We start from the raw sequence: 25,148 nt of genomic DNA, 5'->3' as shown, positions 1-25,148 counted from the left end.
CTGATGCTTTATAAAGAGTTGTAATTCTGTGCTTAATTATTTGCCGATTCACGCTGTAACAAGAAAGCTTTAATCTCATCACGAGAGCTTAAAATATGTTGCTTTAATTTAGCAACAGCGTTATCTGACTCTCTAGATTTACAATAAGCTAATAGTTCAGCATGCTCTGGACCTGCTTTTGAGATACCACCAGCCCATAATAAATGCATACGAATATAGCGATCGGCATTCTTATTAAGGATGTTCACCAAGTCTGCTGTTTGTGGGCGATCGGCACCAGAATATAAACAATTATGAAAATCAGAGTTGAGCTCGCTCCAAGTGTTGGCGGCATTTTCTTTACCTAAGGCACTATCAAGTTTGGCTAAAATATCTGTGGCTTGCTCAAGTGCTTCATCGGTAATGTTGAGTAATGAGGCTCGAAGTAAATCGCCTTCAATCATCGCTCTAAGCTCGAATAGTTCATCAACTTGGTCAAGGTTTAACTCGGTTGCACTAGCGCCTTTGTGAGGCTCAAAAGTAACCAAGCCTTCGGCTTCTAATTGCAATAAAGCTTCTCTAACCGGTATGCGACTAACATTTAACTCTTCGGCGAGGGCTGCTTGACGAAGTGGTTGGCCGGCTACAATTTCGCCGCTAAGTATTTTTTCTCTAAGTATTTCAACTACTAATTGGGTTCTTGTTTTGTATTCTATTGCCATTTTTGATGCCGTATTTTTATTTTGCTTATTTTATACAATTGACTATAAAGAAATTACTCGCAAAAAAAAAGACTTAAGCGTGAACTTAAATCTTTCTAGAAGATAAATATTGTAGTAAAGCGAGTTATTTCACTACAAACCCAAACGCGTAGGGATCGTCATCGTCTATGGTGATGGTATTGTTACCAAACACTTGTGCCCACCCTTCAATACTAGGCATGATCGCTTGTATTTCTCCTTGAGGAGCGTTCAAAGTCACCACTTGTTCGATTTTGCCAATAAACTGGCTACCAATATAACTTTCATGGACAAAGGTATCGCCAAGCTTTAATCGTCCTTTGGAAAATAGTTGCGCCATTCTTGCACTGGTGCCTGTACCACAAGGAGATCTATCAATAGCCTTATCACCGTAAAATACTGCATTGGCTGCGTCTGAGCCCTGAGTTTTCGGTTTTCCTGTCCACAGTACATGAGAGATACCTTGAACCCTGTCATCTTCTGGGTGCACACAAGTTAATACTTCATTGGCTATTGCTCGAACCAGTAGACTCCAATGGATAATTTGCCCTGCATCCCATTGTTCAATGCCGGGATAGTTTTCCTGTGGCTCGACAATGACATAATAATTTCCACCGTAAGAAACATCGACTTTCAATGGGCCGAGTTCAGGAATATCTAGGATGACATCTTGATGAGCTAAATATGAAGCAACATTAAAAATTTTAACGGCAGTAACTTTATTTCCTTGCTGCTGATATTCAATAGTCACTTGACCGGCAGGGACATCAATAACTAATTGATTTTTGTCTGCTGTCGTAGGTGTTTTAGATGTGATTAAACCATGCTCTAGCGCCGCTGTTATGGTGCCAATTGTGCCGTGACCACACATGGGTAAACACCCAGATGTTTCAATAAAGAGGATAGAAGCGTCAGCATTTTTGCTACAAGGGGGGTATAAAAATGCGCCTGACATCATGTCATGGCCCCTAGGCTCGAACATCAGCCCTTGACGAATCCAGTCAAAATTATTGAGAAAATCGACACGTTTCTCACTCATGGTATCACCTTGTAAAATAGGGTGGCCGCTAGTGACTAACCGCACTGGGTTGCCGCAAGTATGAGCATCAATGCAATTGAAAGTACCTTTAATCATAGGTATATGTTTCCATGGAGAAATTTATACAAATCACACAGCCTTTAAAAGTGCTGTGTGATTTTAATACGTTATCTAACACTAGGTTAATGGCTGTTAATCAAGATTGAATTTACTTAAATTAATACGATTGTTATTGGCTTGGTTGAAAATACGTTCAACGTTGGCACGCTCGTCACCAGTTAATGGCATACGAGGTGCTCGGGTAAGTTCACTACCACGTCCCGCCAGTTGCTCACATAATTTAATGCATTGCACTAGTTTTGGTACTGTATCTAAGCGTAATAAAGGTAAGAACCAACGCCAAATTTCTAGTGCTTCTGTATAACGCCCTTGCTTAGCTAGTTGATAAATTGCCACAGACTCTTTTGGAAAAACATTGGTTAAACCTGATATCCAACCAGTACAGCCAAGCATTAATGATTCAAGCGCTATGTCATCAACTCCACCAAAAATAATGAATCGGTCACCAAAAGCAGAAAACAACTCAGAAATACGGCGGGTATCCTCTGTGGCTTCTTTTATAGAAACTATATTGCTCTCTTTAGCTAAAACCTTCATACCTTCAATACCAACATCAACACCATAAGTAATTGGGTTGTTGTAAATCATAATGGGTAAATTACAGTTGCGAGCAACTTGTTGATAGTGATGGATTGCTTCACCTTCGTCTGATTTATAAATCATGCCCGGCAATACCATTAAGCCATCAATACCAATTTCTTCACACGCTTGAGAAAATTCAACCGCGAATTGTGTTGAGGTTTCAGCAACGCCAGAAAGTACAGGCACCCTGCCAGCTACCACTTCTTTAACTGCTTTTAATATCGCTATTTTCTCTTCTCTGGTATGTGAAGCATTTTCACCAACAGTGCCAAGAGCAATAATACCGTCAACTCCCTCGGTAATAATGGTATCAATCATTTGCTGGGTAGCTGCAAAGTTAATAGATAAGTCGTCGTTGTATTGTGTGGTTACTGCGGGGTAAACACCTTGCCAATTTACTACCATAAAATTCTCGCTTAAAAAGTTAACGTTGTGTGTAAAACTATTACTAGTTAAAGTGAGGTATATTGTATACAATATTTATTGTCTTGCAAGTTTTAAGTGTTAATAAACACGATAGTTGAATTAACCTATTGGTTATAAAGGTAAATAAATGAGTGCTTCAATAGATCTCTCAACGAAAGAGAGTAAAACAATTGCTGTCATAGGCGCAGGTATAGTGGGTGTTAACTGTGCATTAGCTTTACAGAGTTTAGGTTATCAAGTGACTTTACTAGATAAAGAGGGGATCGGCTCTGGCTGCTCTAAAGGTAATGCAGGGCATTTTGCTACCGAGCAGGTTTTTCCATTAGCAGACCCGTCACTACTCTTGCAGTTACCAAAAATGTTGTTAGATCCCTTAGGTCCTGTTGCGTTGTCACCAAAACATTTCCTCAAAGCAATACCTTGGTTTATGCATTTTTTTAATAATATGCGAGCCCAGCAAAGGAGAAAAAATAGTGCCGCCTTATCAACGTTAAACAAACGGGCAATTGAATACTATAAGCCTTTACTTGCAGCGGCTAATGCAGAGCATTTATTGCTATGTAACGGTTCATTATTAGTATTCGAAAATAGCTCGTTTGATAAGGTGAAAAAAATTCACCAGCAGTATCAGCAAGCTGGTATTAAAGTACAGCTACTCAATAAAAATGAGGTATTCGCGCTAGAGCCTGAGTTAAATACTAATATTAATCATGGCTTATTTTTCACCGATGTTGCTCATACGAGCGATCCTTTTAAATTGTCTTTAGCGTTGGCTGACTATGCGCAAAGTTTAGGGATGACGTTTAATCAAACCAGTGTTGAGAGTATTCAACAAACTACACAAGGAGTGGTTATTCGTACTGAACAAGCAAATCTTAAGTTTGATACCTGTGTAGTGGCTACAGGCGCTTGGTCGAAAAGTTTACTGAAAAGTTTGGGTTATTCGTTACCCATAGAAGCTGAACGTGGTTATAGCTTAAGTTGCGCGATGGCATCACATGAATCATCGATGCTTTCTCGTCCAGTCGCCTCAGCAGAAAGAAAATTTATTATAACGCCGATGGATAAAGTTTTAAGACTTTCGGGCACAGTAGAGTATGCAGGTTTAACAACAGCAGCGAATTATCAACGAGCTTCAATGTTATTGAAAAATGCAAAATATTTACTCGCAAGGTTGCCAGAGCAAAGTAGTAGCGATAACGCAGAAGTAAATGAGCCATGGATGGGGTGTCGACCGTCACTACCTGACTCATTACCAGTGATTTGCCAAGCGCCACAACATGATAATATTTTCTTGGCATTAGGTCATCAGCATTTAGGGTTAACGCAAGGTGCCATCACCGGCAAATTAATTAGCCAGCTAATCAGTGGTGAAGAAACCGATATTGATGTTTCGCCATTTTGTATAAGTCGGTTTAATTAGTTTTATAAATATGGGTTGAAACTAGGGGCTGTTGATCTTTCGAGATTGTTTTTGCAACAAACGCTGTCCGCAGGATTCGGCTAAAAGCGCTTTACTCATTGTTGAGTAGTGTTTGCTTAGAATGACTAGGCTAAAAACTACTCGCCGCGATTAAAACGCTTTTATCTCGAACAAAATATAACCGTGAAAGATCAACAGTCCCTACTAATAAGTCACTGGCTTTGGAGTGCGTGGCAATGACTTATGATTGAAAAACATTTATTTCTCTAGACCAAATGGATCATCAACTGAATGTGATGGTTCGGTAAACCAAACGGGCCCATTTTCTCCCATATAAAAATGATCCTCTAAACGCACGCCAAACTTACCCGGTAGCACTAACATGGGTTCATTACTAAACACCATGCCTGTTTTCAACGGCGTTTGAATACCGCGAACTAAATAGGGCCATTCGTGAATATCTAAACCACATCCATGACCTGTTCTATGAGGTAAGCCGGGAAGCTGGTAGTCGGGTCCATAACCATGTTCAGTGATCACCGCGCGAGCGGCATCATCTACTTTGCCACAGCATACACCGAGTTGTGCGGCAGAAAACCCTGCTGCTTGAGCATCTTTTTCAACTTGCCAGGCGATGCGCTGTTCTTGAGTGGCTTCGCCATAAGCATAGGTACGAGTGATATCAGAATTGTATCCTTGCAATAAACAACCCGTATCAATTAACACCCAGTCATTTTCTTGTAGTCTTTGTGGCTCTTTTACGCCATGAGGAAATGAGCTAGCTAAACCAAACAATACAATGCAAAACGATGAGCCTGAAGCACCTACACGTTGGTGAGCTTCATTAATAAAAGCAGTAACTTCAAGGGTACTAATGCCGGGGCGTAAAATACGCGCAGCGGCTTTATGAACTTCAATAGTCATCTCTTTTGCTCGTTGCATTAAGGCTATTTCTGCACGAGACTTTATTTGTCGACACGGGGCGGTTATTTCAGCGCCATTTGTATAGTGCAAATGAGGCGCTGCAATTCGTAAACCATCAAAAATAAAAAAGCTGGCTGATTCATCTATCGCTATTTTCCCCTCGCTTATTCCCATGTTCTCTAGAACCTGAGCGAACAACGCATAAGGACTTTCATCTTCATGCCAGCCATTATAGTTACCATGAATAAGCATGTTTTCTCGCAATGAGCCTTCTTCAAAGTACGGAGCAATAAACGCTAATTCACCTTCTGCTGGTAATATAGCTCCCACCATACGTTCACTTTTATACCAATTTAAGCCAGTGAAGTAGAACAAGTTGGTGCCAGCGTCCAAATATAAGGCTGATATACCTTGTATTTTCATTAATTGCTGCGCTTGCATGATACGAGCTTGAAACTCGTTTTTACCAATAGCCGTAATATCCAGAGTCATGTTAGATAATTTATTAAGCTCTATCTCTATGGTTGAGCCGCCAACACCTATGGTCATAACTACCTCGTAAAATTGTATACAATATAAAAAATAGATGATAGCAAAGCATGAAGATATGTACAATTAGCTTTGTGCTGTATATAATTACAGTGTCTTATTTGTAGGGGAATGAATTGTTATGTCGTTATTTGCACAACACTTAGATGAGCCGATTAATATTTTACCTAAAGATGGCATGGTTAATTATTACGGTGAAATGATGGGGCTAGAAGAGTGCAGTTTTTATTTTAAAGCATTACTTTCAGAAGTTGATTGGCGTTGTGATCAAGCGGTTATTTTTGGCAAGCATATTGAAACCAAACGTAAGGTAGCTTGGTATGCTGATCAGGCTTTCAGTTATACTTACTCAAATATAACCAAGTCGGCGTTAGCGTGGACGCAAAACTTATCTGCTTTAAAAGCAATTGTTGAGCAGGAAACAGGAGAAACCTACAACTCTTGTTTGCTAAATTTATACCATAATGGTAGTGAAGGTATGGCTTGGCATAGTGATGGTGAGAAAGACTTAAAAGAGCAGGGAGCTATAGCTTCATTAACATTTGGTGCTACTAGAAAGTTTGCCTTTAAGCATAAACAAAGCAAAGAAGTGGTCTCTCTTGATTTAAAAGCTGGTAGTCTGTTAGTAATGAAAGGGCAAACTCAGCAACACTGGCTACACAGGTTGCCGCCAACCAAAAAAGTACATGATGCCAGAATTAATTTAACCTTTAGAACAATTATCTCTCGTTGAGATTCGCCAGTTGGACAATCTATTGATAAATAGCGCTGATTTGAGTGCTAAAGTTTGATCTTTACATTTTGTTGCTTGAAGTTGATAAATTATTGATAGAAAATACAAATTGTTAGCTTTTGTTATTAACTAAATTTTTACAAGTTTTTCTTATTATGAATTCAAGGTTGAGATCATTATGAAAACCATCAAATTTACTCCAATTAGTTTGGATGCCTTCTGTATTACTGCAATATTTTTTCTATCTGTTTTTTTAAGCTCTTTAGTTCAAGCGGCGTCATGGCCTCAAGAGCTTAGTGGTGACAAAGGTACAATTATTATTTACCAACCACAACCAGAAAAATTGCTTGGTAATGCGTTAACCGGCAGAGCAGCAATGCAGTTAGAGCTAACAGATAATGAGACGCCTATTTTTGGTGTGCTGTGGTTCACCTCTACTATTGAAACTGATCGCAGTACTAATTCAGTGATCATTAATAATATTAAAGTCACTAATGTTGCTTGGCCAGATTCAAATAATAATGATGAAGAGTCTTTTACTCAATTTGTTGAACAAGAGCTGCAAAGCTCAAGTTTTACTGCTTCGTTATCTAAGCTCACCGCAACACTGGCCAGTGCAGAAAAAGTAAAGCAAAGCTTAGATAATATTAAAAATGATCCACCGGTGATCCTTTTTGAAGATCAGTTAGCAGTATTACTCACGTTTGATGGCGAGCCTATTTTTAAAGAAATAGAGAACAGTCCCTACCAACGAGCATTAAATACTACGTTTGCCGTTATCAAGGTAAAAGAAAAATCACAATATTACTTAACGAGTGGCAGTTTATGGTATCAAGCGACGAATGAATTGGGTCCATGGCAAGTAACAAGCAACCCACCTCAAGATTTAGTTAAAATGATAGCGGCGTCAAACGCTTCTTCAACGCAGGAAAGTAGTCCAACAAGTAACTCTGCAAATCACTCAGCAAGTCATGTCACCAAAATCCCGGCAGTGATTACGGCGACCAAAGCAACTGAGCTGGTGGTGACCGACGGTAAGCCTGAATGGGAAAGTTTAGTTGGGGGCAAATTACTTTTCGTCAAAAATACTGAAACACCATGGATAAGAGATATTGCTAACGGTGATATGTACATTCTTTTATCTGGCCGCTGGTTTAGTAGTAAAAAGGAGCAAGGTCCATGGAGTTTTGTACGTGGCGATAAACTCCCGCAAAGTTTTCAAGAAATACCTCCCGAGTCAACTATAGGCGGTTTAAGAGTTTCAGTTGCAGGAACTGATGAAGCCAATCAAGCCGTTTTGGATGCGCAAATACCGCAAACAGCGGCGATAAAACGAAGCGAAGCTAAATTAACGGTACAATATGATGGTGAGCCAAAATTTGAAAAAATACCGAATACTGATGTTGAGTACGCGGTTAATACGGGCTCACAAGTATTAAAAATAGCGGGTAAATATTATGCTGTTGATAACGGTGTTTGGTTTGTCGCTAATTCCCCTAAAGGAACATGGCAAGTTGCTGATTCAATTCCAACGGAATCTATAGCGCAAATACCGCCTAGCTCTCCTATGTACAACACCACCTATGTGACGGTTTATGACTCAACTCCTGAGATAGTTTATGTTGGTTATACGCCAGGTTATATGTGGTCATACCCTTATTACGGTGTTCCTATCTATGGTACAGGTTGGTATTACCCTCCTTATTATGGTGGCTGGTATTACCCTAGACCTCCTACTTGGGGAATGCATGTGGGTTATAACCCTTGGCGAGGCTGGACAGTGGGTATGAGCTGGGGCAGCCCTTTCTTTAGAGTTGGCGTTAGCTGGGGAGGAGGTTATCACAATCATTATCGTCCATGTTGCGGCGGTTATTATGGCGGTGGCTATCGTGGTGGCCATAACACCAACATAAATATCAATGGCGATGTTAATATTGGCAATCGAGTCGGACATGGCCGAGATAATAAATTAGCTCGTAATGCACAGCCACGTAATATTTATAATAAACCTGCCAATAGACAAAGAAATGCGACGAAGGCCACGACCAATCGCAATGTAAAACAGGCAAGACCGACATACAACAGAGCGAATAATGTTTTTGCGGATAAGCAAGGTAACGTTGTTAGGCACCATGATGGACAATGGCAAAATCGTAACAACAAAAGTTGGAAAAATGTACCACAGCAGCGTAATAACACTATAAGTACTATGCCGCAGCGAAATAATAATTTGTCAACTAGACCTAATATTAATAACGCCACCAGAGCAAACCGCGGCGGCTTTGATCATTCTGGTATGAATCAAGCTAGACAGGCTCGAAGTATGGGAGGCTATGGTGGTGCTCGTCGCGGTGGTCGCCGATAGTAATGCGCCTACATAACCATGACGTTTGTTGTTTAAGTTAATGCGAAAATCAGTGCCTTTATTCGCTAAGCCAGTAACAGAAACTATAGTGATTCTGTTACTGGCATTGTGCTTTAGCCAAGTGGCAGCAGCGAAACCCTCTGGTAGTGTTAAATTAAGTGTTGAGCGTGTTGAAAACAGTAAATTACGAGAAACCTTAGTTTTACCTTATGCCTTTAGTACCGATGATCTTGGCTTTGTTTTTGGCGTCGGCGGTATGGCTACCGGTTTATATCAACAACAAATGTCTTTTGGTGGAACCGCATACGGAGGCGGTGAAACTAAAGGCGTTGGTTTGGGGTTATGGAATTATCGCCCTTTTGAAAGTAAGCGATTTTTTGTCAGTACTATCGGTATGTTAGGTCGTTTTCCTTTATTGAGAGCATACACGCCATTCCCTGATGAATTAACACCTGCAGATCAACCAAGAGCAGGCTCAAATGACTCCAGTTTTGATGATTTTTTACAAAGTAGTGGCAGCAGTAATTGGTGGGATGTTCGACTAGAATATGTATTACCTTGGGGGGCGGCGAAAGAACACAGTATGTCTCGCTATAAGTTACAAGGTGGTTTACTAGTCGACCCTGTTGAAGTTCAAGACTGGAATCCTTTGAAAACAGGCACCAGTGTTTTGGTAGCGCGTCAGTTTAATCGCTATCAAAAATTTCAAGATATCAATAATCACGAGGGTGATGAACTCTCTGGTGCTGTTCATGCATTAGAGCTAGGTTACCTCTACGATAATACCGACTTTCCTACTAACCCAAGTCAAGGTAGCTCGCAGTATATTGCCTTCACGTACAATCCAGACTGGTTAGAATCTACACAAGATTGGACTGTTCTCGAATTAGAAGCGAGTAAATACTTTTCATTGGGTGAAACGGCTTTTGCTAAACAAAATATTTTAGCGTTAAATATGTGGGGAGCATATTCTCCCAGTTGGACGGTTAACACGGACTCACAAGGGAATAGTCAAGTTACCCATAATGCTCCTTTTTTAGAAGGAGCGACTTTGGGAGGTATGTACCGAATGCGAGGTTTTAGACAAAACCGTTTCCATGATAAAGCGGCTATTTATGCGACAGCAGAATACAGAATGACGCTTAACTATAATCCAATTGCTGATATAAACTGGCTTAGATTTTTAAACCTTGATTGGTTTCAAGCAGTTGTTTATGTGGAAGGAGGGAGAGTCGCCCCAAGCTTTAATAGTGAAGTGCTGTTTTCAGATTGGAAGTCAGATGTGGGAGTCTCGCTTAGAGCATTAACTGCGGGTATTGTGGTGCGATTTGATATAACCACCTCTGAAGAAGGTACTGCTAGCTGGTTAATGGTAGGACATCCATTTTAGTGGTTATTGAGTGCTGCAAAGGTAAAAAAAATGGGGCCTAACAGCCCCGAGTAAACATGTTCTTTTTGCCTTATTAAATAATTAAACCGTTCTAGTTGCTGTTGCTGGCGAAATAAGCGAGGCTCTTCTTGCCGGATAGAGAACCGCAAGTTGTCCGACAATCAGCAATGTAGCTATGCCAAAAAGTATCAATTCAATATTAATCGGTGTCAGATTAAAAGTTTTCACTAACCACATATTAAGAGCAATAGCGCCAATACAGCCAACCAGTACACCTGCTGCTGAAATGAGCAAATTCTCCATCATAAAGTAACGCATTATTTGTCCGCGAGTAGCGCCTAGAGCACGACGGGTACCTATTTGTTTCGTGCGTCTGTTAATGCTGAAAATTGCTAATCCTATGATGCCAAAGCCAGTAATAATGGTTAAGGTAATCACTACCGTGGTTAGTATTTTATTGGTGGCATTATGGCGTTGATAACTACGCTCTCGTGTTTCTTCCATAGTACGCATGCGACGTATTATTCTGCCTTTATCACTTTGCGCTAACATGGCTTCGATTTGTGGCATGAGTTCATCACGTTTACCTGCTTCGGTGCGAATAAATAAACGACTACCCTTACTCTCCATTTGAAATGGCACTAGCATGCTGCGTTCAACTCCATCCCAGCCATTCCAGGGTGCTTGAAGCTGCTTTAGAATACCGATGATCTCTATGGTTTGATTTTGAGCGATAAAAATAGTTTTCCCTAAAGCTGATTGCCAATCATCAGGATATAAATTTTCAGCTAAGGCTTTAGTGATAATCACCTTATCAGGCCATGTTGACTGACCGGATTTACGCCATTGAATATCAGTTTTACTAAAATTTTGTCCAGCAATAAGTTCTAAACCTAAGGCATTGATAGCATGATCATCTACCATGTAAATTGCAGTGCCAACACTATCTTTATCTTCACCCGCTTGCGTTTGTACTCCTGATGACCAGCCGCCACCACTTAATGGGATGGCATTGATCTGAATTGCATCGACAACCCCTGGTGTTTTACGTAAAGCGTCTAAGTCAGTTTGTAACGCTGATTGAATATTATAATCCTGACCAAAAATCGTATTGGTTAAATAGAAGGTATTGTTTTCATCAACACCACTACTGCGCTGCATTTGTGATTGTCGGTCTTGAATCATAAAGATAGCATTAACAATAATGGTCATGGTAAGTGCTATTTGTAGCGCGATCAGTAATGCGCCAATTTTATTGCGCATTAAGGCGCGAATAATAAGTCCAGTTTCTAACATGTTAATGCTCCTATTGGCTTTTTAATTGCTGAGCGGGAGAAATATTACAAGCTCGCCACGTAGGGTAAAGTCCTGCAATAATGGTACATATCAAGGCGAGAGCAATGGCCAAAATCATCATGGGAATATCTAAAGTGGCTAAACCTTGCATGTAGTCGCCATAGAGTTTCTCTATACCTATTAAACCTAAGAAAGATAACCCTAAGCCAAGTAAACCGCCGGCGAAGCCTATGCAGGCTGATTCAATGATGTACTGAAAAAATAGTGTCGCTTTGCTAGCACCTAAAGCTTGTCTTAAACCAATTTCAGGGGATTTTCCTAAAAATTTCGCTAGCAGTAAGCCTATGGTGTTAAGTAAACAAACAGTTAAAAACATCAATGACATGGCCATCATCATTCTGGCATCATCGGCAACCACTTCTTGATTTTCTAACCACTGCATAACATTGCTAAGACGATTATCAGCAGGTCTTTCAAAGCGACCATATTGCTTTTGCTCTTCTACATAGGCATTAAGAAAAGTCATGTAATCTGCTTTTTCTTGCTCATTACGTAATTCAACCCAGAACTGCGTCCAAACACATTCACCAACAAGGAAGGCTGCCATACCATCACCACTAGGTTTCCAACAGTTAGTATTACCTGAACGCCTAATTTTCTCTTCAGCAATTAAGCTAAAAGGTACAAAGACATCTTCAGACTCATTAAATGCGCCAGTGGTAATGTCATAAAATCTAGGCTTTGGTTGCCAGTCGTCAATAACTCCCAGCACTTTAAATAAATTATTATCAAATTTTATGGTTTTTCCAACTGAATTTTCACCACCAAATAATTGGTCATTTATTTTTTTACTCAGTACTATCACTTGCTCTTTGCTGAGATCAGATTGCTCAGACCAAGCAGCGCCATAGATAAAAGGCACATCAAACATGGCAAAAAAATCAGCTGAATTAGCTCTTGCAGTGACACTGATAGGTAATAAATCAGCATCATCAGGCTCAATGACACCATAGGCTTGAGCTTGAACATTTTGACGATAGGCTTTTTTCGCCTTCATCAGGTTCGTCGCATCTGTGTAAGTTAATTGATCCGGCGGGTTAGCACCTTCGTCATAAGGGTCGTTAACGTCCCAGTTATCAACTTGTACATAAAATAGTTGCTCGCTTTTATGCGGAATGGGATTGGCAGACATTAAATAATTAACGGTAATTGTGGTCATGGCTGCGCCAATCCCAAGACCTATTGCGCAAATCATCACTAAACTTAAACCCCAGTGACGTAGAATGCTGATCCAAGCTAGGCGTAAATAATAGGTAAACATAAATTTTTCCTTAATCTTACTTAACTAAAATAAGTTAGAGTAAACACAATAAAGTGAAATAGGTTAAGCGATAGCTTGCTGGTTGGCATTGGCGATATGTAGATCTAATTCGCTAACTCGTCCATCCATGACTTGAATAGTACGTGGTGAACGTTGCGCTAATTGGGCGTCATGAGTCACCATGATAATAGTAGTGCCTTGCTGATTAATTTCTTCAAGTAATGACATCACTCCTTGCGCCATAGCAGAGTCTAAGTTCCCAGTAGGTTCATCGGCTAGTAAGAATCGCGGGTCTGTAGCTAATGCTCTGGCAATCGCAACACGTTGTTGTTGACCTCCAGATAATTGACTAGGTAAATGCTTCATTCTTGAAGCTAGGCCAACTCGTTCTAAATTCTCAATAATCCTCTTTTTACGCTCACTGGCATTGAAACCGCGATAGCGTAAGGGAACATCAACATTATCAAAAAGGTTAAGATCTGGTATTAAATTAAAACTTTGAAAAATAAACCCTATCTTATGGTTTCTCATACGAGAACGGCCATTGTCATTCAGTTTACCAATGTCTTCCCCATCTAACGTAAATTCACCGCTAGTATACGTTTCCAGTAATCCGGCGATATTTAAAAAAGTGGTTTTTCCTGAGCCAGAAGGACCCGTGACACTAACAAAATCTCCTTCATTAACGGTTAAGTTGAAGTCTCTAAGCGCGTGGGTTTGTATGTCGGCTGTTTGGAAAACCTTGCTGATATTTTTCATTGTTAACATGTTGAAAATCCTTGTTTATCGTTTTAGTTATAAATACTTAGGGGCTGTTGAACTTTCGAGATTGTTTTTGCAGCGAATTGTTGGGTATTTATACAAGGCAGAGCTTTTGTCATGTGGTTGTTCCACATAAAAAGGCGATAACGCCGTAAAAATACCCAACAAACGCTGTCCGAAGGATTCGGTTAAAAGCGCTTTACTCATTGTTGAGTAGTATTTGCTTAGAATGACTAGGCTAAAAACTACTCGCCGCGATTAAAACGCTTTTATCTCGAACAAAATTTAACCGCGAAAGATCAACAGACCCTAATGTTTAAAATAAATAGTTAATTAAATAGCACTTGCTGTGCAGAATTAAATAGATCGGTATTTGAAATGATGATTTGGTCGTGTTCTTTAAGGCCACTGAGTAGTTCTACATGGCTTAAGCTTCTGGCACCAATGGCAATAGGCGTTTTTTCTGCGACACCCTCAATAACTTTATAAGCAAATTTTCCGCCGCTGCTATCAATGAATTGTCCACGTTTTACTTGCAGGATATCGCTTTTATGCTCGAGAATTATCTGAGTGCTAAGGCGCTGATTTTGTCTCAGTTTTTTCGGTGTTTCATCAATGAAGCGCACTCGCCCAGTAACCTGATTATTCAGTATTTCGGGGGAAATTGTTACCAGACGAGCGCTAAACTTTTGCTGCTCAAAACTGACATCGACATCCATGCCTATAGCTAAATCGTCAGCGTAGCTTTCAGGAATATCTATTTCTACTTCAAAGTTACTTAAATCAACTACCAAGAGAATAGGTTGGTTTTTAGCAAGAAAAGTTTTATTTTCAGTACTTAAGTTACCGACAATACCATTCACTGGTGAGGTGATAGTTAAGGCGTCTACTTGACGTTGTAGCTCGGCAACATACAATGTTTGTTGATGTAACTCTAACGAAATGGCTTTACTTTCAAAGCTAAGACTTTCTTTGTTCAACTCGGCATCTTGCACTGCATGTTGATATTGCAGTGAGGCATTTTCTAAATCGTCTTGAGCCTTTTCAAAATCGATTTGATTAATAACACTTTTTTCATAACCAAGATCAGAGCGTCGTTTTTCTCTTTTTGCCGTGGTTAATTTTACGTTGGCAAGATCCACCGCTTTTTGATCTATTAACTGTTGTTTTTTGGCTTGAATTTTTTGTCTTGCTAAGCTTGATTGTAATTTTTCTAAGATAGCTTGTTGCTGAAACAATTGATTCGTTAACTCAGGACTGTCTAACTGTGCTAACACTTGACCTTTAGTCACTTCATGACCAGCTTCCACAGCCAAGGTTATAGTACCGTCTGCTGGGCTATATACTGTTGGACGGACGGCTGCGATCACTCGCCCTAATACAGAAATGTCGCGGACGAAATCTCCACGGGTTATTGTGGCAATGCGTACTCTATCGAGTGAGACTGACTTTTGTGCTTGGCTCCATCGGCTAAAAGCCGGTGCGGTTTGCCAAATAAGTGCAATTAATAGTAAGACGCTAATTGAAATTATTAATAAGCGCTTGGTTTTTTTTTGTGGTGCTGCAATCGAGACATCTTGATTGCTCGTATCTTTAATCATAATAATTATTCCCCCGAATAGTTACTGTTAAGTAGTAAGGTTTACAAAAAAGGTTTAAATAAACTAAAAAATTAAATTTATTTACTTTTTATTGGGGGAGTAATAAATAGGTGATTTATGCCAAGTAGCGTGTCATTTTACTTGGCTGTAACCAGCAGATATAACGGCATTAAGGTTTGTTTTGGCGAGGTTAATCTTTGATTGCTAGAATAATTAAGACGTTTTTTAGAAAAATAATTTAGCTTGCCTATACTGAAATAGCTAACTAATAACATTTTCATAAGACTTGATTTACTAGTCGATAATTTATTATTATCAATAACTGGTCGGATGTTTGTTCTTTATTTTTTATAGAGTTGTTACCTATGCTTTTTAATATAAAAGTTTTAAAAGTTGCCCATAAAGTAATTATCGGATTTGCGGTGATTTTACTATTACTACTTTTTTCTAGTATCAGCTCTGTGGGAATTTTAAGTGATATCAAAACAGCAACCGCTAAAGTAGATGATTTCGCACTACCTATCCAAAAGCATGCAAACACAGTACAAAAACAGTTATTAAAACAGGCTAAATCTTCAGCTTTTATCGCTACATCAGCCACTGTTGATGACGTTGAGCAGTTGAAATCTTCATTTGCACAGCAAGGAAAAATATTAGCTGAGCAAGAAAAAATCATTGCACAAATGTTGTATGTATTTCCCAATATCACCAATTTGAATAGCTTTAATTTAGCCTATCAGCAGTATAAAGAAGCTGTGTCATCAATGTTTACTCATCGCATTGCAGAAATTAATCAAACGCAAGCCTTTGTTAAGCAACAGCAAGCTCTTGATGATGTTCTTTATGAAACAGGCGCATTTTTGGGGGACTTAACCTATTTAGAAGACCCTGACAATCAAGCTCAAATTGACCGTATAGTTGGTTCAGCCAGCCAAGTTGAAGGGTTTATTTTCAATTTGACCGATGCCACTAAAACCATATTTTCTATCAATACGATTGAAGAAGTTGCAGAGTCACAACAAACAATCGAGTTTGCGATTAGCAATGTAGAGCAGTATTCAGTGTTCCTAGTTAACTTAGGGCAAGAATATAATACCGATGGCTTAATTGAACAGTTTATCGATGAGTTTGATAAAGCAAAAACTATGTTACGTGGTGAAGGGAATTTATTTCAGTTAAAAATCGCCCAACTTGAACAAAGAAACTTACTTAATGCTGCTTTTATTGCTTCTGAGCAACATATAAATGCGTCAATAAATGCCATTGATATCTTCTTACAAGCGGTAGATCAGAACTTATCAAGATTACAGGCTGATATTTTCGACAATGTAGAACAAGGTAATTTAGAAACACTGATTATTTTCGTTATTTTGTTTGCGGCCGGTGTCATGATCGCTTTAACCACCATTAGAGCAATGATTGGACCGTTAAAAGGAATTAACAAAGTGTTATCGCAAATTGCCAAAGGAGACTTATCGCGCCAGCTTACCGTGCGTTCAGAAGATGAGTATGGCGAATTATCGAAAAACGTTAACTTAGTGGTTGCAGATTTAAGAGCATTAATCACTAATATTTCAGATAACACTCACTTGTTAAATGATGCTGCAGAGCAATCGAGTAAAAAAATAGCGCAGGTTACGGATTCTTTAGCGACCCAAAAACAAACCATTGAGCAAGTGACTATACAAACAGATGAGTTAGGGCAAAGTGCTGATCATATTTTAGCAAAAGCAAATAATGCCGAAGAAAAAATGACCAGTGCTTTGAAACAAAGCGATGAATTGGAAGGAACGGCGAATACCACTAACGAGCGAATGCAAAATTTAGTGGCAATGTTAGATAGCACTTCCAAGGTGATGACCGTTTTGCAAAAAGAGTCTACTAACATTAGTGGTATTTTAGATACTATTCGTGGCATTTCTGATCAAACCAATTTATTAGCATTAAACGCTGCAATTGAAGCTGCTCGAGCAGGAGAAGCAGGGCGAGGCTTTGCTGTTGTTGCTGATGAGGTGCGTTTACTTGCCAGTAGAACTCAGGAATCGGCCACTGAAATTCAAACCATGATTGAATCACTACAAAGCCAAACAGAAAAAGCGGTTTTAGATATTTCTCAAGGAAAAGATGAAGCGAATAATTGTCAAGATCACACCAATCAATTACTACAAACCTTATTACATATAACCAGTGCCATTGAACAAATGCATGAAATGAGTAGCGATATCTCTCAATCAGCTACGCAGCAAAACAGCTTAAGTAATGACATTAATCAAAGTATTCAAGAAGTTGTGAACTTAAGTCAGCAAAGTAGTGATAAGTCATCATCAACCTTAACTTACAGTAATCAAGTTGCTGATTTAGCCGCTAAGTTAGACGATTCTATCGGAACTTTTAAAGTCTCTTAACTTAGCAATAGCTTAAATGGGTTAAGATAATCAGCCCTAGGTTATTCATCGACGTATTTTGCAATTTAGTCTTAATTATCTGATTATTATCAAAAGGCATGCTAGTTTAATCAAGATAAAATTATTTTAGGGCTAATTAATGAAACTTCTAATAAAATTCAGTGTTGTGCTTTTCGCGACAAGTGTTTTGTTCACCCAAAATTCGCATGCGGAAAATGAGCGTACACTGGTTGTTGATGAACAACAAACTACCAAACATACCACCAAGATTAATGGTGAAAAAATTAAGTACTCTGCAACTACAGGAACTCAGCCTGTATGGGATAAAGAGGGGCATGCCAGCGCAAGTTTATTTTATACCTATTACCAGCGTACTGATATTGACAGTCAGGCAGAGCGTCCTTTATTAATCTCCTTTAACGGTGGACCGGGTTCAGCATCTGTGTGGATGCATGTCGCTTATACTGGCCCTCGAGTTCTTAATGTTGATGATGAAGGTTACCCATTACAACCTTATGGCGTTAAAACCAATCCTTATTCAATTTTAGATAAAGCAGATATTGTTTTTGTCAATCCAGTCAATACGGGTTATTCACGAGTTTTGCCTAACAAAGACGGTAAAATGCCCACCAAAGAACAACAAAAGAAAATGTTCTTTGGCGTCAATGCTGATGTTAGTTATTTAGCCGATTGGATCACAACATTTGTTTCTAGAAACAATCGCTGGCGCTCACCTAAGTATTTAATTGGTGAAAGTTATGGAACAACACGGGTTTCAGGGTTAGCTTTAGCGCTACAGCAAAGACAGTGGATGTATATTAATGGTGTTATCTTAGTTTCACCGACCGACATTGGTATTAAGCGTGATGGTCCGGTGAAAGCTGCTAACCGCTTACCTTATTTTGCTGCCGCCGCTTGGTATCATAAAGCGCTGACTTCTGAGCTTCAAAGCAAAGGTTTAATTGAGTTATTGTCAGAAATAGAAACTTATACTGTTAATACCTATATGCCTGCTTTGGCAAAGGGTGGTTTCATTAGCGAGGAAGAAAAACAAGCTGTTGCAACGCAAGTTGCAAAGTATTCAGGGTTATCCGTTTCTGCTGTACTGGCTAATAATCTTGATATTGACAATAATTTCTTTTGGAAAGAGCTACTGAGAACACGTAAACAAACGATTGGACGTTTAGATTCTAGGTATTTAGGCATAGATAAAAAAGTCGCAGGCTCGAGACCTGATTATAATGCAGAGCTAACCTCATGGTTGCACAGTTTCACACCAGCAATTAACTATTATTTACGTGAAGAATTAAACTACAAAACCGACATTAAATATAACATGTTTGGTGATGTTCATCCTTGGGATCGAAGTAATAACCATACCGGTGAAAACTTACGTTTAGCCATGGCACAAAACCCTTATTTGAATGTGATGATCCAATCAGGCTACTTTGATGGTGCGACTAATTATTTTGATGCCAAATATACCATGTGGCAGTTAGACCCAAGTGGTCAAATGCGCGATCGTTTATCATTTAAGGGCTATGAGTCTGGGCATATGATGTATTTACGTCGTGAAGACTTAAAGCAATCGAATCAAGATATTCGGGAGTTTATTCAGCAAACCTTACCAACTAAGACACAAGCGGCCAAATATTAATCATTAGGCGTATTCATAGCTAGTGGGTTGCAAAATCCGCTAGCTATTATTGAGACTGTCGCCATGTTCTTAGTCAGAGAATATACAATCTCATCGAATTAAAAGTCTCATCATTTACTTGCTATCATTGAGCAAAGTATCCATACCTCTTTACCGTTCTGGTAATATGTAACGCCTGAAAGGGAGAAAAGCTTCACTCGTATTGGCGTTTGTACTCAACATTCGCGAAGAATTACTAAATGGCTTTTCAGCTCCCCCATTTTAATAAGCCTTTCAACAGCGAATAATTTATTGAATGAAAAACTAGCGATTTACATCGAACTACTGGTTCTTTATGGTAGAGTATTCATGAGTGGGCAATTAGTGAGTCCAACGAAGTGTGAATTTTGAAATGTAAAATTACATGTTTTAAGGAAGAATAGCTTTGTTGTTTGCTTTTAGAGCGATATTTTTAATTATTATCATTACTGCTACTTCTGTCGTTAATGCTCAGGCATTAAATGATTTATCGAGGCTGAAAAATATGAGCCACGAATTAAATCAATACCCCTGGAAAACCTATCAAGAACTTTTATCTCAAGAACAATATAGTGCAGATATGTCTGCCAACTATTATCTTTGGTGGCTTTTACGCAAAGCCCAAGCTGAAAATATACTTTTCATTTTTGATGATTTCCAGAGCACAGTTGCCAAAGCGCAGCAGCTGATAGATCAAAACACACAAGCTCTACTTATCTCTCACTTTACTATTTATAGAGGTGTCATTAGCCAACGCAAAGGTGAGTATAAACGTGCGCAAATGCTACTAAATACCGCTATGAAAATTGCAGAAGATAATAATTTTACTTACCTTGTGGTGAGAGCTAAGCAAGAATTAGCTTACACCCGAAGCTTAACTGAGCTTTATGAGTTGTCATTAACTGAACTACAGCAAGCCTATGTTGAAGCTGTGGCTTTATCTGATGTTTACATGATTGCCAAAATTAATGAAGTTTATGGTGCCATCTATGGCTATATGGATGACTATGAAAAATCGATTGAATACAGTAAGAAAGCATTAACGAGTTATCAACAATTAGCCTACCCTTCTGATATATCTGAAGCACTTAATGGTATTGCCGCAACTTATCGTTATTGGAAAAAATATGATCTAGCTATCGAGTATTATCAGCGTTTACAAAAGGCCTTAGAATTTAGCCCTGAAAATATTGACGGTAAATTTTACGCTGCTTATGGAATTTCTATGAGTCAAGCGGGTCAACGACATTGTGATAAAGCCATCGCGTCTATTGATGAAACAATTGCGATGGCAGGATTAATTGATTATAAAGCCGAACTATATAAGCGCAAAGCTGAATGTTTAATTGAACAATCTCGGTTAGATGAAGCAGAGATTGCACTTGATAAAGCGTCAGTCATATTTGCAGATATTCCGGAATTAATTGGCACACATTGGCAAATTGATGTGCTGAAAATACGTGCTGAATTAGCTCAAGCGAGTGGGCATAGTAGCCAAGCTTATGAATTATTAAAAGATTTTAATGAAAAACAAGTGATATTAATTAAGAAGAACTCTTCTGATAGGTTAATTCGTGTGCGAGGAGCATTAGAGCAAGATAAGCAAAACGCTGAAATTGCTCTATTACAACAAAGAGCTAAAGTGCAAGACTTATTGTTTGAGCAACAAAAACAAGAAAATACTTTTCAAAGTTATGTGATTGCTTTTGTTATTTTATTAATTTTTATGGCGTTAATTTTTGTCTTTTATCAACGCCAACATAATAAAAAATTGTTAGCACTTTCAATACGTGATCCTTTATCAGATTTATTTAATCGTCGTTATGCTTTCAGTTTCTTAAATAAATTAGTTAGCTCAATAAACCATGATAAAAATAGTGTTTCAATTATGGTGATAGATATTGACAACTTTAAGCAGGTTAATGATATGTATGGCCACCCCTTTGGCGACTACGCTATTCGAGAAATAGCTAAGATTGGCAAAGAAACATTAAGAGTGGAAGATGTCATGGGTCGTGTTGGTGGTGAAGAGTTTTTATGTATCTTGCCGAGAATTAATGCTGAGCAATGTCTGAAAATAGCTCAGCGGTTTGTGGAAAATGTGAATAATCATCAATTTATTGTCGACTCAAAAGCTGAGAATATCGAAACAGTTAATATCACCATTAGTATTGGTGTTTCAGCCACTTCAGAGCAAGGAGAAGACTCAACTCAGCTATATGTTCAAGCCGACAAAGCACTATATCAAGCTAAAAGTAACGGTAAAAATTGCGCAGTACAATATCGTGACTATATGATGCTTTCCAGTACGATAGTTATGTAATGAATGCAGAACGAAAAACACTAAAAAACGATTACAACTTACCTACAGCTCTATTTAAAAGTGCCATTACATTATTGCAAAATTATCTAGAGCATCTAGGTTATCGAGCGCAAATTCATTTCGAGTTAGAAGGGTGCTATCAACTTCATAAATCAGCCAACCTTAATAAGGCTGAGTTGAATTACAATCTTATCAACCAGCATTTACAAAAACTAAATATTGATGGTGAACTGGTTAGCGAATACTGGCGTAATCAATGGGAATATGTGTCTTTATTTAATGGACAGACACCATTAAAAGAAGCAGAGAACCTTGCTCAAGCCTTACAACAAATACCACAGTTGCTACCCATATTGTACGGCTATCAAGGGCTTGAGAAGGCTTTAATTCAACCTGTTGTTTGGGGGGGAGATCAAGGGAAATTAGCTCTTGGCTCTGCGCAAATATTTAGTGATGATACGCGTGCCGTACATATTCCCAATGCAGTGCAACTAAACGTTAGCGTGTTAAATACTAATGCTGAAAACTTATTAGTTTGTGATGGCTTTGGCGAATACTTACAACATTGTTTTTTAAATACTAGTTTAGAAAGCGCTTTACTCTATTTACCAGAAGAAGCAGCTTTTGATCGTTTCGCTTTAAAAACGCGTTATGGCCTAGCACAAGAATTATGCTCCCCGATAGACATTTCTGGCGGTCATCAAGGGAGTGTTGCCTTATATAAAAAACTTGGCAAACATAACCAAGAAATGGGCGAAGAGCCACTGTTGTATAATCAATTTAATCAAGTTATCTCAGTACAGCAAGATTGGCATAAAACTGCTCGTATCGAGCACAGGTTAGGTGCTTCTAGCTTACAATATAATCCTTACCTTAATATTATTTATGCCTTAATAAACGTTGTTGATGCTGTCCATGCTTTTGAGCAACAAAAACTTTCTATCCCTCAAGCTTTTACAGCCATTGATTTACCGACAAGTTTATATGGCACTGACGAAGAGATGGGCGCTGTAGAGTTATTTGAACAAGGTCGTTGGTTCAACGAGAGCCTTAATAAGATTCAAGAAAAATATATTTATTTGAAATCAATGCCAAGACTTGACTGTCCTATACAATTAGGCGATAAAATAAAACAAGCTATTCTAGCTAAATACCAAGTTTCATTAGCTCACTAACGGGCCAATATAAATAAGATATTGAATATGGATGTTATTAATAAAAAAATCATTAGACCGCCGAGTCTCAATGGCAACAATATCAGCGATAAGCGGAGAGAATTAAAAAATTATTTTTTGCAAACTTGGGCTGATTATGAGGCTTTATTTGCATTAATTAATAATGATGATGCTTATTTTTTAAGACCCGAGCCGTTACGTCACCCGCTTATATTTTATTATGGCCACACCGCGACTTTCTATATTAATAAGCTCATCTTAGGTAAGTATATTACTCAACGCATAAACGGCAGGCTTGAAGCTATTTGTGCTGTTGGTGTTGATGAAATGAGTTGGGATGATCTGAATAGTGAGCATTATGATTGGCCAAGTGTTGCAGAAGTTAAGGATTACAGAAAACAAGTATCAACACTAATTGAAGAGATTATTGATACCATGGAGCTGACGCTTCCCATTAAACAGAATTCATTAGCTTGGATTATATTAATGGGCTGTGAACATGAGCGTATTCATATAGAAACATCCTCAGTGATTATGCGCATGCTACCGCTAACTCATTTAACCGCTGATGATTTATGGCCAACATGCAGCGAAACTGGGATGGCACCTGAGAATGAGGTTATTGACGTTGTCGGGCAAACAGTTTCTTTCGGCAAGCCCGAGAATGATTGTACTTTTGGTTGGGATAATGAATATGGTTTTGATGAAATTGATCTAAATACTTTTTCAGCCAGTAAGTATTTAGTGTCGAATCAAGAATATTTAGCTTTTGTTAAAGATGGCGGTTATCAAAGTAGGGAGTTATGGACTAAAGAAGGTCAGCAATGGCTAACGTTTTCTCAAGCGACTATGCCGCGATTTTGGCTTGAAAAATTAAATTGTGCTGGAGAAAAAAGCTATTATCAGCGTAACTTTCTTAATGAGATCCCATTACCACTAAACTGGCCAGTAGAAGTAAATTACCTTGAGGCGAAAGCGTTTTGTAATTGGAAAAACAATAGCCAAGTCGATGCTAATATTCGACTACCTACCGAAGGTGAGTGGTTATGTTTGCGTGAGCAAGTGCCGGGAGATTTAGCTAATTGGCAAAAGATACCCGGTAATGTCAATTTATCTCAGTATGCATCCTCATGTCCTGTTGACCTATTTGAGCAAGGAAATGGGTTTTTCGATATTGTAGGTAATGTTTGGCAGTGGACAGAGTCAAGCATTGATGGCTTTCAAGGTTTCAATGTACACCCACTGTATGATGACTTTTCGACCCCTACTTTTGATGGTAAACATAACCTGATTAAAGGAGGCTCTTGGTGTTCGACAGGCAATGAAGCGATAAAGCATTCTCGTTTTGCCTTTAGACGTCACTTTTTTCAACATGCTGGATTTCGATACGTAAGTAGCCCATCCTCAGAAATACCTAACTTAGCGCCTAATTATTATGAAACTAATATTGATATTTGCCGTCAGCTACATGCTCACTATGGCGCGGCTAGATCGGCAATGCCTTTGGCGGCTAAAAATTACAGTCAGCAAATTGCTGAGCATGCGTTAGCTTGTATTGATAAGTATCAACTCAACAAACAGAAATGCCTCGATATTGGTTGTAGTGTTGGTCGAGCGAGCTTTATTTTGGCGCAACATTTTGATTGTGTTGATGCCGTTGATTTTTCTGCCGGTTATATTCAACATGGCGTAAATCTTCAGCAAGGAAAATCAGTTCGTTATACACTTGAAAACGAAGGCGATATAGTTGATTTTCATGAAGTTAAACTTAGCGAATTAAAGCTCCCTAACCTTAATAATATTAAGTTTAGTCAAGGGGATGTTTGTAATTTAAAAAGTATATTTACCGGTTATGATCTTATTGTTGCACAGCATATTTTAGAACAAAGTTATGATCCACACTTGTTCCTACAAACGATACATCAACGACTAAATGCTGGCGGACTACTGATTATCGTATCAAATTATAATTTTGGTGAAAAACAAAATGCGAATCCTAGCAGGCTAGGGGGCATTAAAATAAACGGTGAGAATGTTACTGGTTTTGATGGTTTATCAACTATGTTAACACCTTATTTTAAACTGATATCACAACATCAGTTAACGCGCGCTTTAAAAATTAATCGTCGCAACTTTGACTTATCTTTTCCACATTTGACTGTTTGGCAATTGCGATAGTTGATACATTCAGTTTTTAGCCCCTTTTAATTCATAGCAAGTCAATGAACACTGTGTCGTTACTTCTAGAATTACTTATCGAAGAGTCATTTAGATATGCACCAAATCATCTCGCACGCGCTTTAGGATGTGCTATTTTGGT

Annotated in this window: 17 protein-coding genes; 9 read left to right on the top strand and 8 right to left on the bottom strand. The window is 38.7% G+C overall.

Translation table 11 applies throughout. The features are described 5' to 3' along the window. Positions 1–32: 32 nt before the first annotated feature. From AC27IF_RS04630 to AC27IF_RS04620, 3 genes are all read right to left on the bottom strand, one after another. On the bottom strand, positions 33–701 hold the full coding sequence (locus AC27IF_RS04630; RefSeq protein ID WP_487052563.1) for a GntR family transcriptional regulator: 669 nt from the start codon (positions 699–701) through the stop codon (positions 33–35). 124 nt (positions 702–825) lie between these two features. Beyond that, on the bottom strand, positions 826–1,854 hold the full coding sequence (locus tag AC27IF_RS04625) for a 4-hydroxyproline epimerase (RefSeq protein WP_487052562.1): 1,029 nt from the start codon (positions 1,852–1,854) through the stop codon (positions 826–828). Between the two features lie 96 nt (positions 1,855–1,950). Then, positions 1,951–2,865 (bottom strand): dihydrodipicolinate synthase family protein, encoded by a 915-nt coding sequence (locus tag AC27IF_RS04620; RefSeq protein WP_487052561.1) that lies wholly within the window; start codon positions 2,863–2,865, stop codon positions 1,951–1,953. A 148-nt stretch (positions 2,866–3,013) separates the two neighbouring features. Between AC27IF_RS04620 and AC27IF_RS04615 the strand changes: the two genes are divergently transcribed. Further along, positions 3,014–4,309 (top strand): NAD(P)/FAD-dependent oxidoreductase, encoded by a 1,296-nt coding sequence (locus AC27IF_RS04615; protein WP_487052560.1) that lies wholly within the window; start codon positions 3,014–3,016, stop codon positions 4,307–4,309. Between the two features lie 258 nt (positions 4,310–4,567). Here AC27IF_RS04615 and AC27IF_RS04610 read toward each other — a convergent pair whose 3' ends face one another. Continuing rightward, positions 4,568–5,782 (bottom strand): M24 family metallopeptidase, encoded by a 1,215-nt coding sequence (locus AC27IF_RS04610; protein ID WP_487052559.1) that lies wholly within the window; start codon positions 5,780–5,782, stop codon positions 4,568–4,570. Between the two features lie 121 nt (positions 5,783–5,903). On the opposite strand from AC27IF_RS04610, the gene AC27IF_RS04605 reads away from it, so the two are divergent. From AC27IF_RS04605 to AC27IF_RS04595, 3 genes are all read left to right on the top strand, one after another. Beyond that, on the top strand, positions 5,904–6,515 hold the full coding sequence (locus tag AC27IF_RS04605) for an alpha-ketoglutarate-dependent dioxygenase AlkB family protein (RefSeq protein ID WP_487052558.1): 612 nt from the start codon (positions 5,904–5,906) through the stop codon (positions 6,513–6,515). 178 nt (positions 6,516–6,693) lie between these two features. Continuing rightward, entirely contained in the window at positions 6,694–8,880 is a 2,187-nt protein-coding gene (locus tag AC27IF_RS04600) for a carbohydrate-binding family V/XII (protein WP_487052557.1), read from the top strand. Between the two features lie 40 nt (positions 8,881–8,920). Next, a complete protein-coding gene (locus AC27IF_RS04595) occupies positions 8,921–10,270 on the top strand; it encodes a BamA/TamA family outer membrane protein (RefSeq protein ID WP_487052556.1) in 1,350 nt (449 codons plus the stop codon). Positions 10,271–10,351: 81 nt separating this feature from the next. Here the strand turns inward: AC27IF_RS04595 and AC27IF_RS04590 are convergent, their stop codons facing one another. From AC27IF_RS04590 to AC27IF_RS04575, 4 genes are all read right to left on the bottom strand, one after another. Continuing rightward, on the bottom strand, positions 10,352–11,566 hold the full coding sequence (locus AC27IF_RS04590) for an ABC transporter permease (RefSeq protein WP_487052555.1): 1,215 nt from the start codon (positions 11,564–11,566) through the stop codon (positions 10,352–10,354). Between the two features lie 10 nt (positions 11,567–11,576). Further along, complete coding sequence (locus AC27IF_RS04585; protein ID WP_487052554.1) at positions 11,577–12,887, bottom strand: ABC transporter permease; 1,311 nt, start codon at positions 12,885–12,887, stop codon at positions 11,577–11,579. Positions 12,888–12,950: 63 nt separating this feature from the next. Next, the gene (locus tag AC27IF_RS04580; RefSeq protein ID WP_487052553.1) at positions 12,951–13,655 is read right to left on the bottom strand and encodes an ABC transporter ATP-binding protein; all 705 of its coding nucleotides are present in this window, start codon (positions 13,653–13,655) and stop codon (positions 12,951–12,953) included. Between the two features lie 323 nt (positions 13,656–13,978). Further along, complete coding sequence (locus AC27IF_RS04575; protein ID WP_487052757.1) at positions 13,979–15,253, bottom strand: efflux RND transporter periplasmic adaptor subunit; 1,275 nt, start codon at positions 15,251–15,253, stop codon at positions 13,979–13,981. A gap of 362 nt (positions 15,254–15,615) precedes the next feature. On the opposite strand from AC27IF_RS04575, the gene AC27IF_RS04570 reads away from it, so the two are divergent. From AC27IF_RS04570 to ovoA, 5 genes are all read left to right on the top strand, one after another. Next, positions 15,616–17,655, top strand: coding sequence for a methyl-accepting chemotaxis protein (locus AC27IF_RS04570; protein WP_487052552.1), 2,040 nt, complete (start codon positions 15,616–15,618; stop codon positions 17,653–17,655). 139 nt (positions 17,656–17,794) lie between these two features. Beyond that, positions 17,795–19,312 (top strand): S10 family peptidase, encoded by a 1,518-nt coding sequence (locus tag AC27IF_RS04565; protein ID WP_487052551.1) that lies wholly within the window; start codon positions 17,795–17,797, stop codon positions 19,310–19,312. A 523-nt stretch (positions 19,313–19,835) separates the two neighbouring features. Then, complete coding sequence (locus tag AC27IF_RS04560; RefSeq protein ID WP_487052550.1) at positions 19,836–21,653, top strand: tetratricopeptide repeat-containing diguanylate cyclase; 1,818 nt, start codon at positions 19,836–19,838, stop codon at positions 21,651–21,653. Next, the gene (locus AC27IF_RS04555) at positions 21,653–22,828 is read left to right on the top strand and encodes a hypothetical protein (protein WP_487052549.1); all 1,176 of its coding nucleotides are present in this window, start codon (positions 21,653–21,655) and stop codon (positions 22,826–22,828) included. Before AC27IF_RS04560 ends, AC27IF_RS04555 begins: the two co-directional genes overlap by 1 nt. A 27-nt stretch (positions 22,829–22,855) precedes the next feature. Continuing rightward, positions 22,856–25,006 (top strand): 5-histidylcysteine sulfoxide synthase, encoded by a 2,151-nt coding sequence (gene ovoA / locus AC27IF_RS04550; RefSeq protein WP_487052548.1) that lies wholly within the window; start codon positions 22,856–22,858, stop codon positions 25,004–25,006. The last annotated feature ends 142 nt before the right edge of the window (positions 25,007–25,148 follow it).

The organism is Colwellia sp. KS18-150, assembly GCF_057551365.1.
The sequence above is the reverse complement of the archived record's forward strand: the minus strand, read 5'-3'. Positions and strand labels throughout refer to the sequence as shown.

Bases quoted from the DNA above. Each gene is read 5' to 3' on its own strand.
- AC27IF_RS04630 (WP_487052563.1), bottom strand. From the start codon at position 701: ATGGCAATAGAATACAAAACAAGAACCCAATTAGTAGTTGAAATACTT.
- AC27IF_RS04625 (WP_487052562.1), bottom strand. From the start codon at position 1,854: ATGATTAAAGGTACTTTCAATTGCATTGATGCTCATACTTGCGGCAAC.
- AC27IF_RS04620 (WP_487052561.1), bottom strand. From the start codon at position 2,865: ATGGTAGTAAATTGGCAAGGTGTTTACCCCGCAGTAACCACACAATAC.
- AC27IF_RS04615 (WP_487052560.1), top strand. From the start codon at position 3,014: ATGAGTGCTTCAATAGATCTCTCAACGAAAGAGAGTAAAACAATTGCT.
- AC27IF_RS04610 (WP_487052559.1), bottom strand. From the start codon at position 5,782: ATGACCATAGGTGTTGGCGGCTCAACCATAGAGATAGAGCTTAATAAA.
- AC27IF_RS04605 (WP_487052558.1), top strand. From the start codon at position 5,904: ATGTCGTTATTTGCACAACACTTAGATGAGCCGATTAATATTTTACCT.
- AC27IF_RS04600 (WP_487052557.1), top strand. From the start codon at position 6,694: ATGAAAACCATCAAATTTACTCCAATTAGTTTGGATGCCTTCTGTATT.
- AC27IF_RS04595 (WP_487052556.1), top strand. From the start codon at position 8,921: ATGCGAAAATCAGTGCCTTTATTCGCTAAGCCAGTAACAGAAACTATA.
- AC27IF_RS04590 (WP_487052555.1), bottom strand. From the start codon at position 11,566: ATGTTAGAAACTGGACTTATTATTCGCGCCTTAATGCGCAATAAAATT.
- AC27IF_RS04585 (WP_487052554.1), bottom strand. From the start codon at position 12,887: ATGTTTACCTATTATTTACGCCTAGCTTGGATCAGCATTCTACGTCAC.
- AC27IF_RS04580 (WP_487052553.1), bottom strand. From the start codon at position 13,655: ATGTTAACAATGAAAAATATCAGCAAGGTTTTCCAAACAGCCGACATA.
- AC27IF_RS04570 (WP_487052552.1), top strand. From the start codon at position 15,616: ATGCTTTTTAATATAAAAGTTTTAAAAGTTGCCCATAAAGTAATTATC.
- AC27IF_RS04565 (WP_487052551.1), top strand. From the start codon at position 17,795: ATGAAACTTCTAATAAAATTCAGTGTTGTGCTTTTCGCGACAAGTGTT.
- AC27IF_RS04560 (WP_487052550.1), top strand. From the start codon at position 19,836: ATGAGCCACGAATTAAATCAATACCCCTGGAAAACCTATCAAGAACTT.
- AC27IF_RS04555 (WP_487052549.1), top strand. From the start codon at position 21,653: ATGAATGCAGAACGAAAAACACTAAAAAACGATTACAACTTACCTACA.
- ovoA (WP_487052548.1), top strand. From the start codon at position 22,856: ATGGATGTTATTAATAAAAAAATCATTAGACCGCCGAGTCTCAATGGC.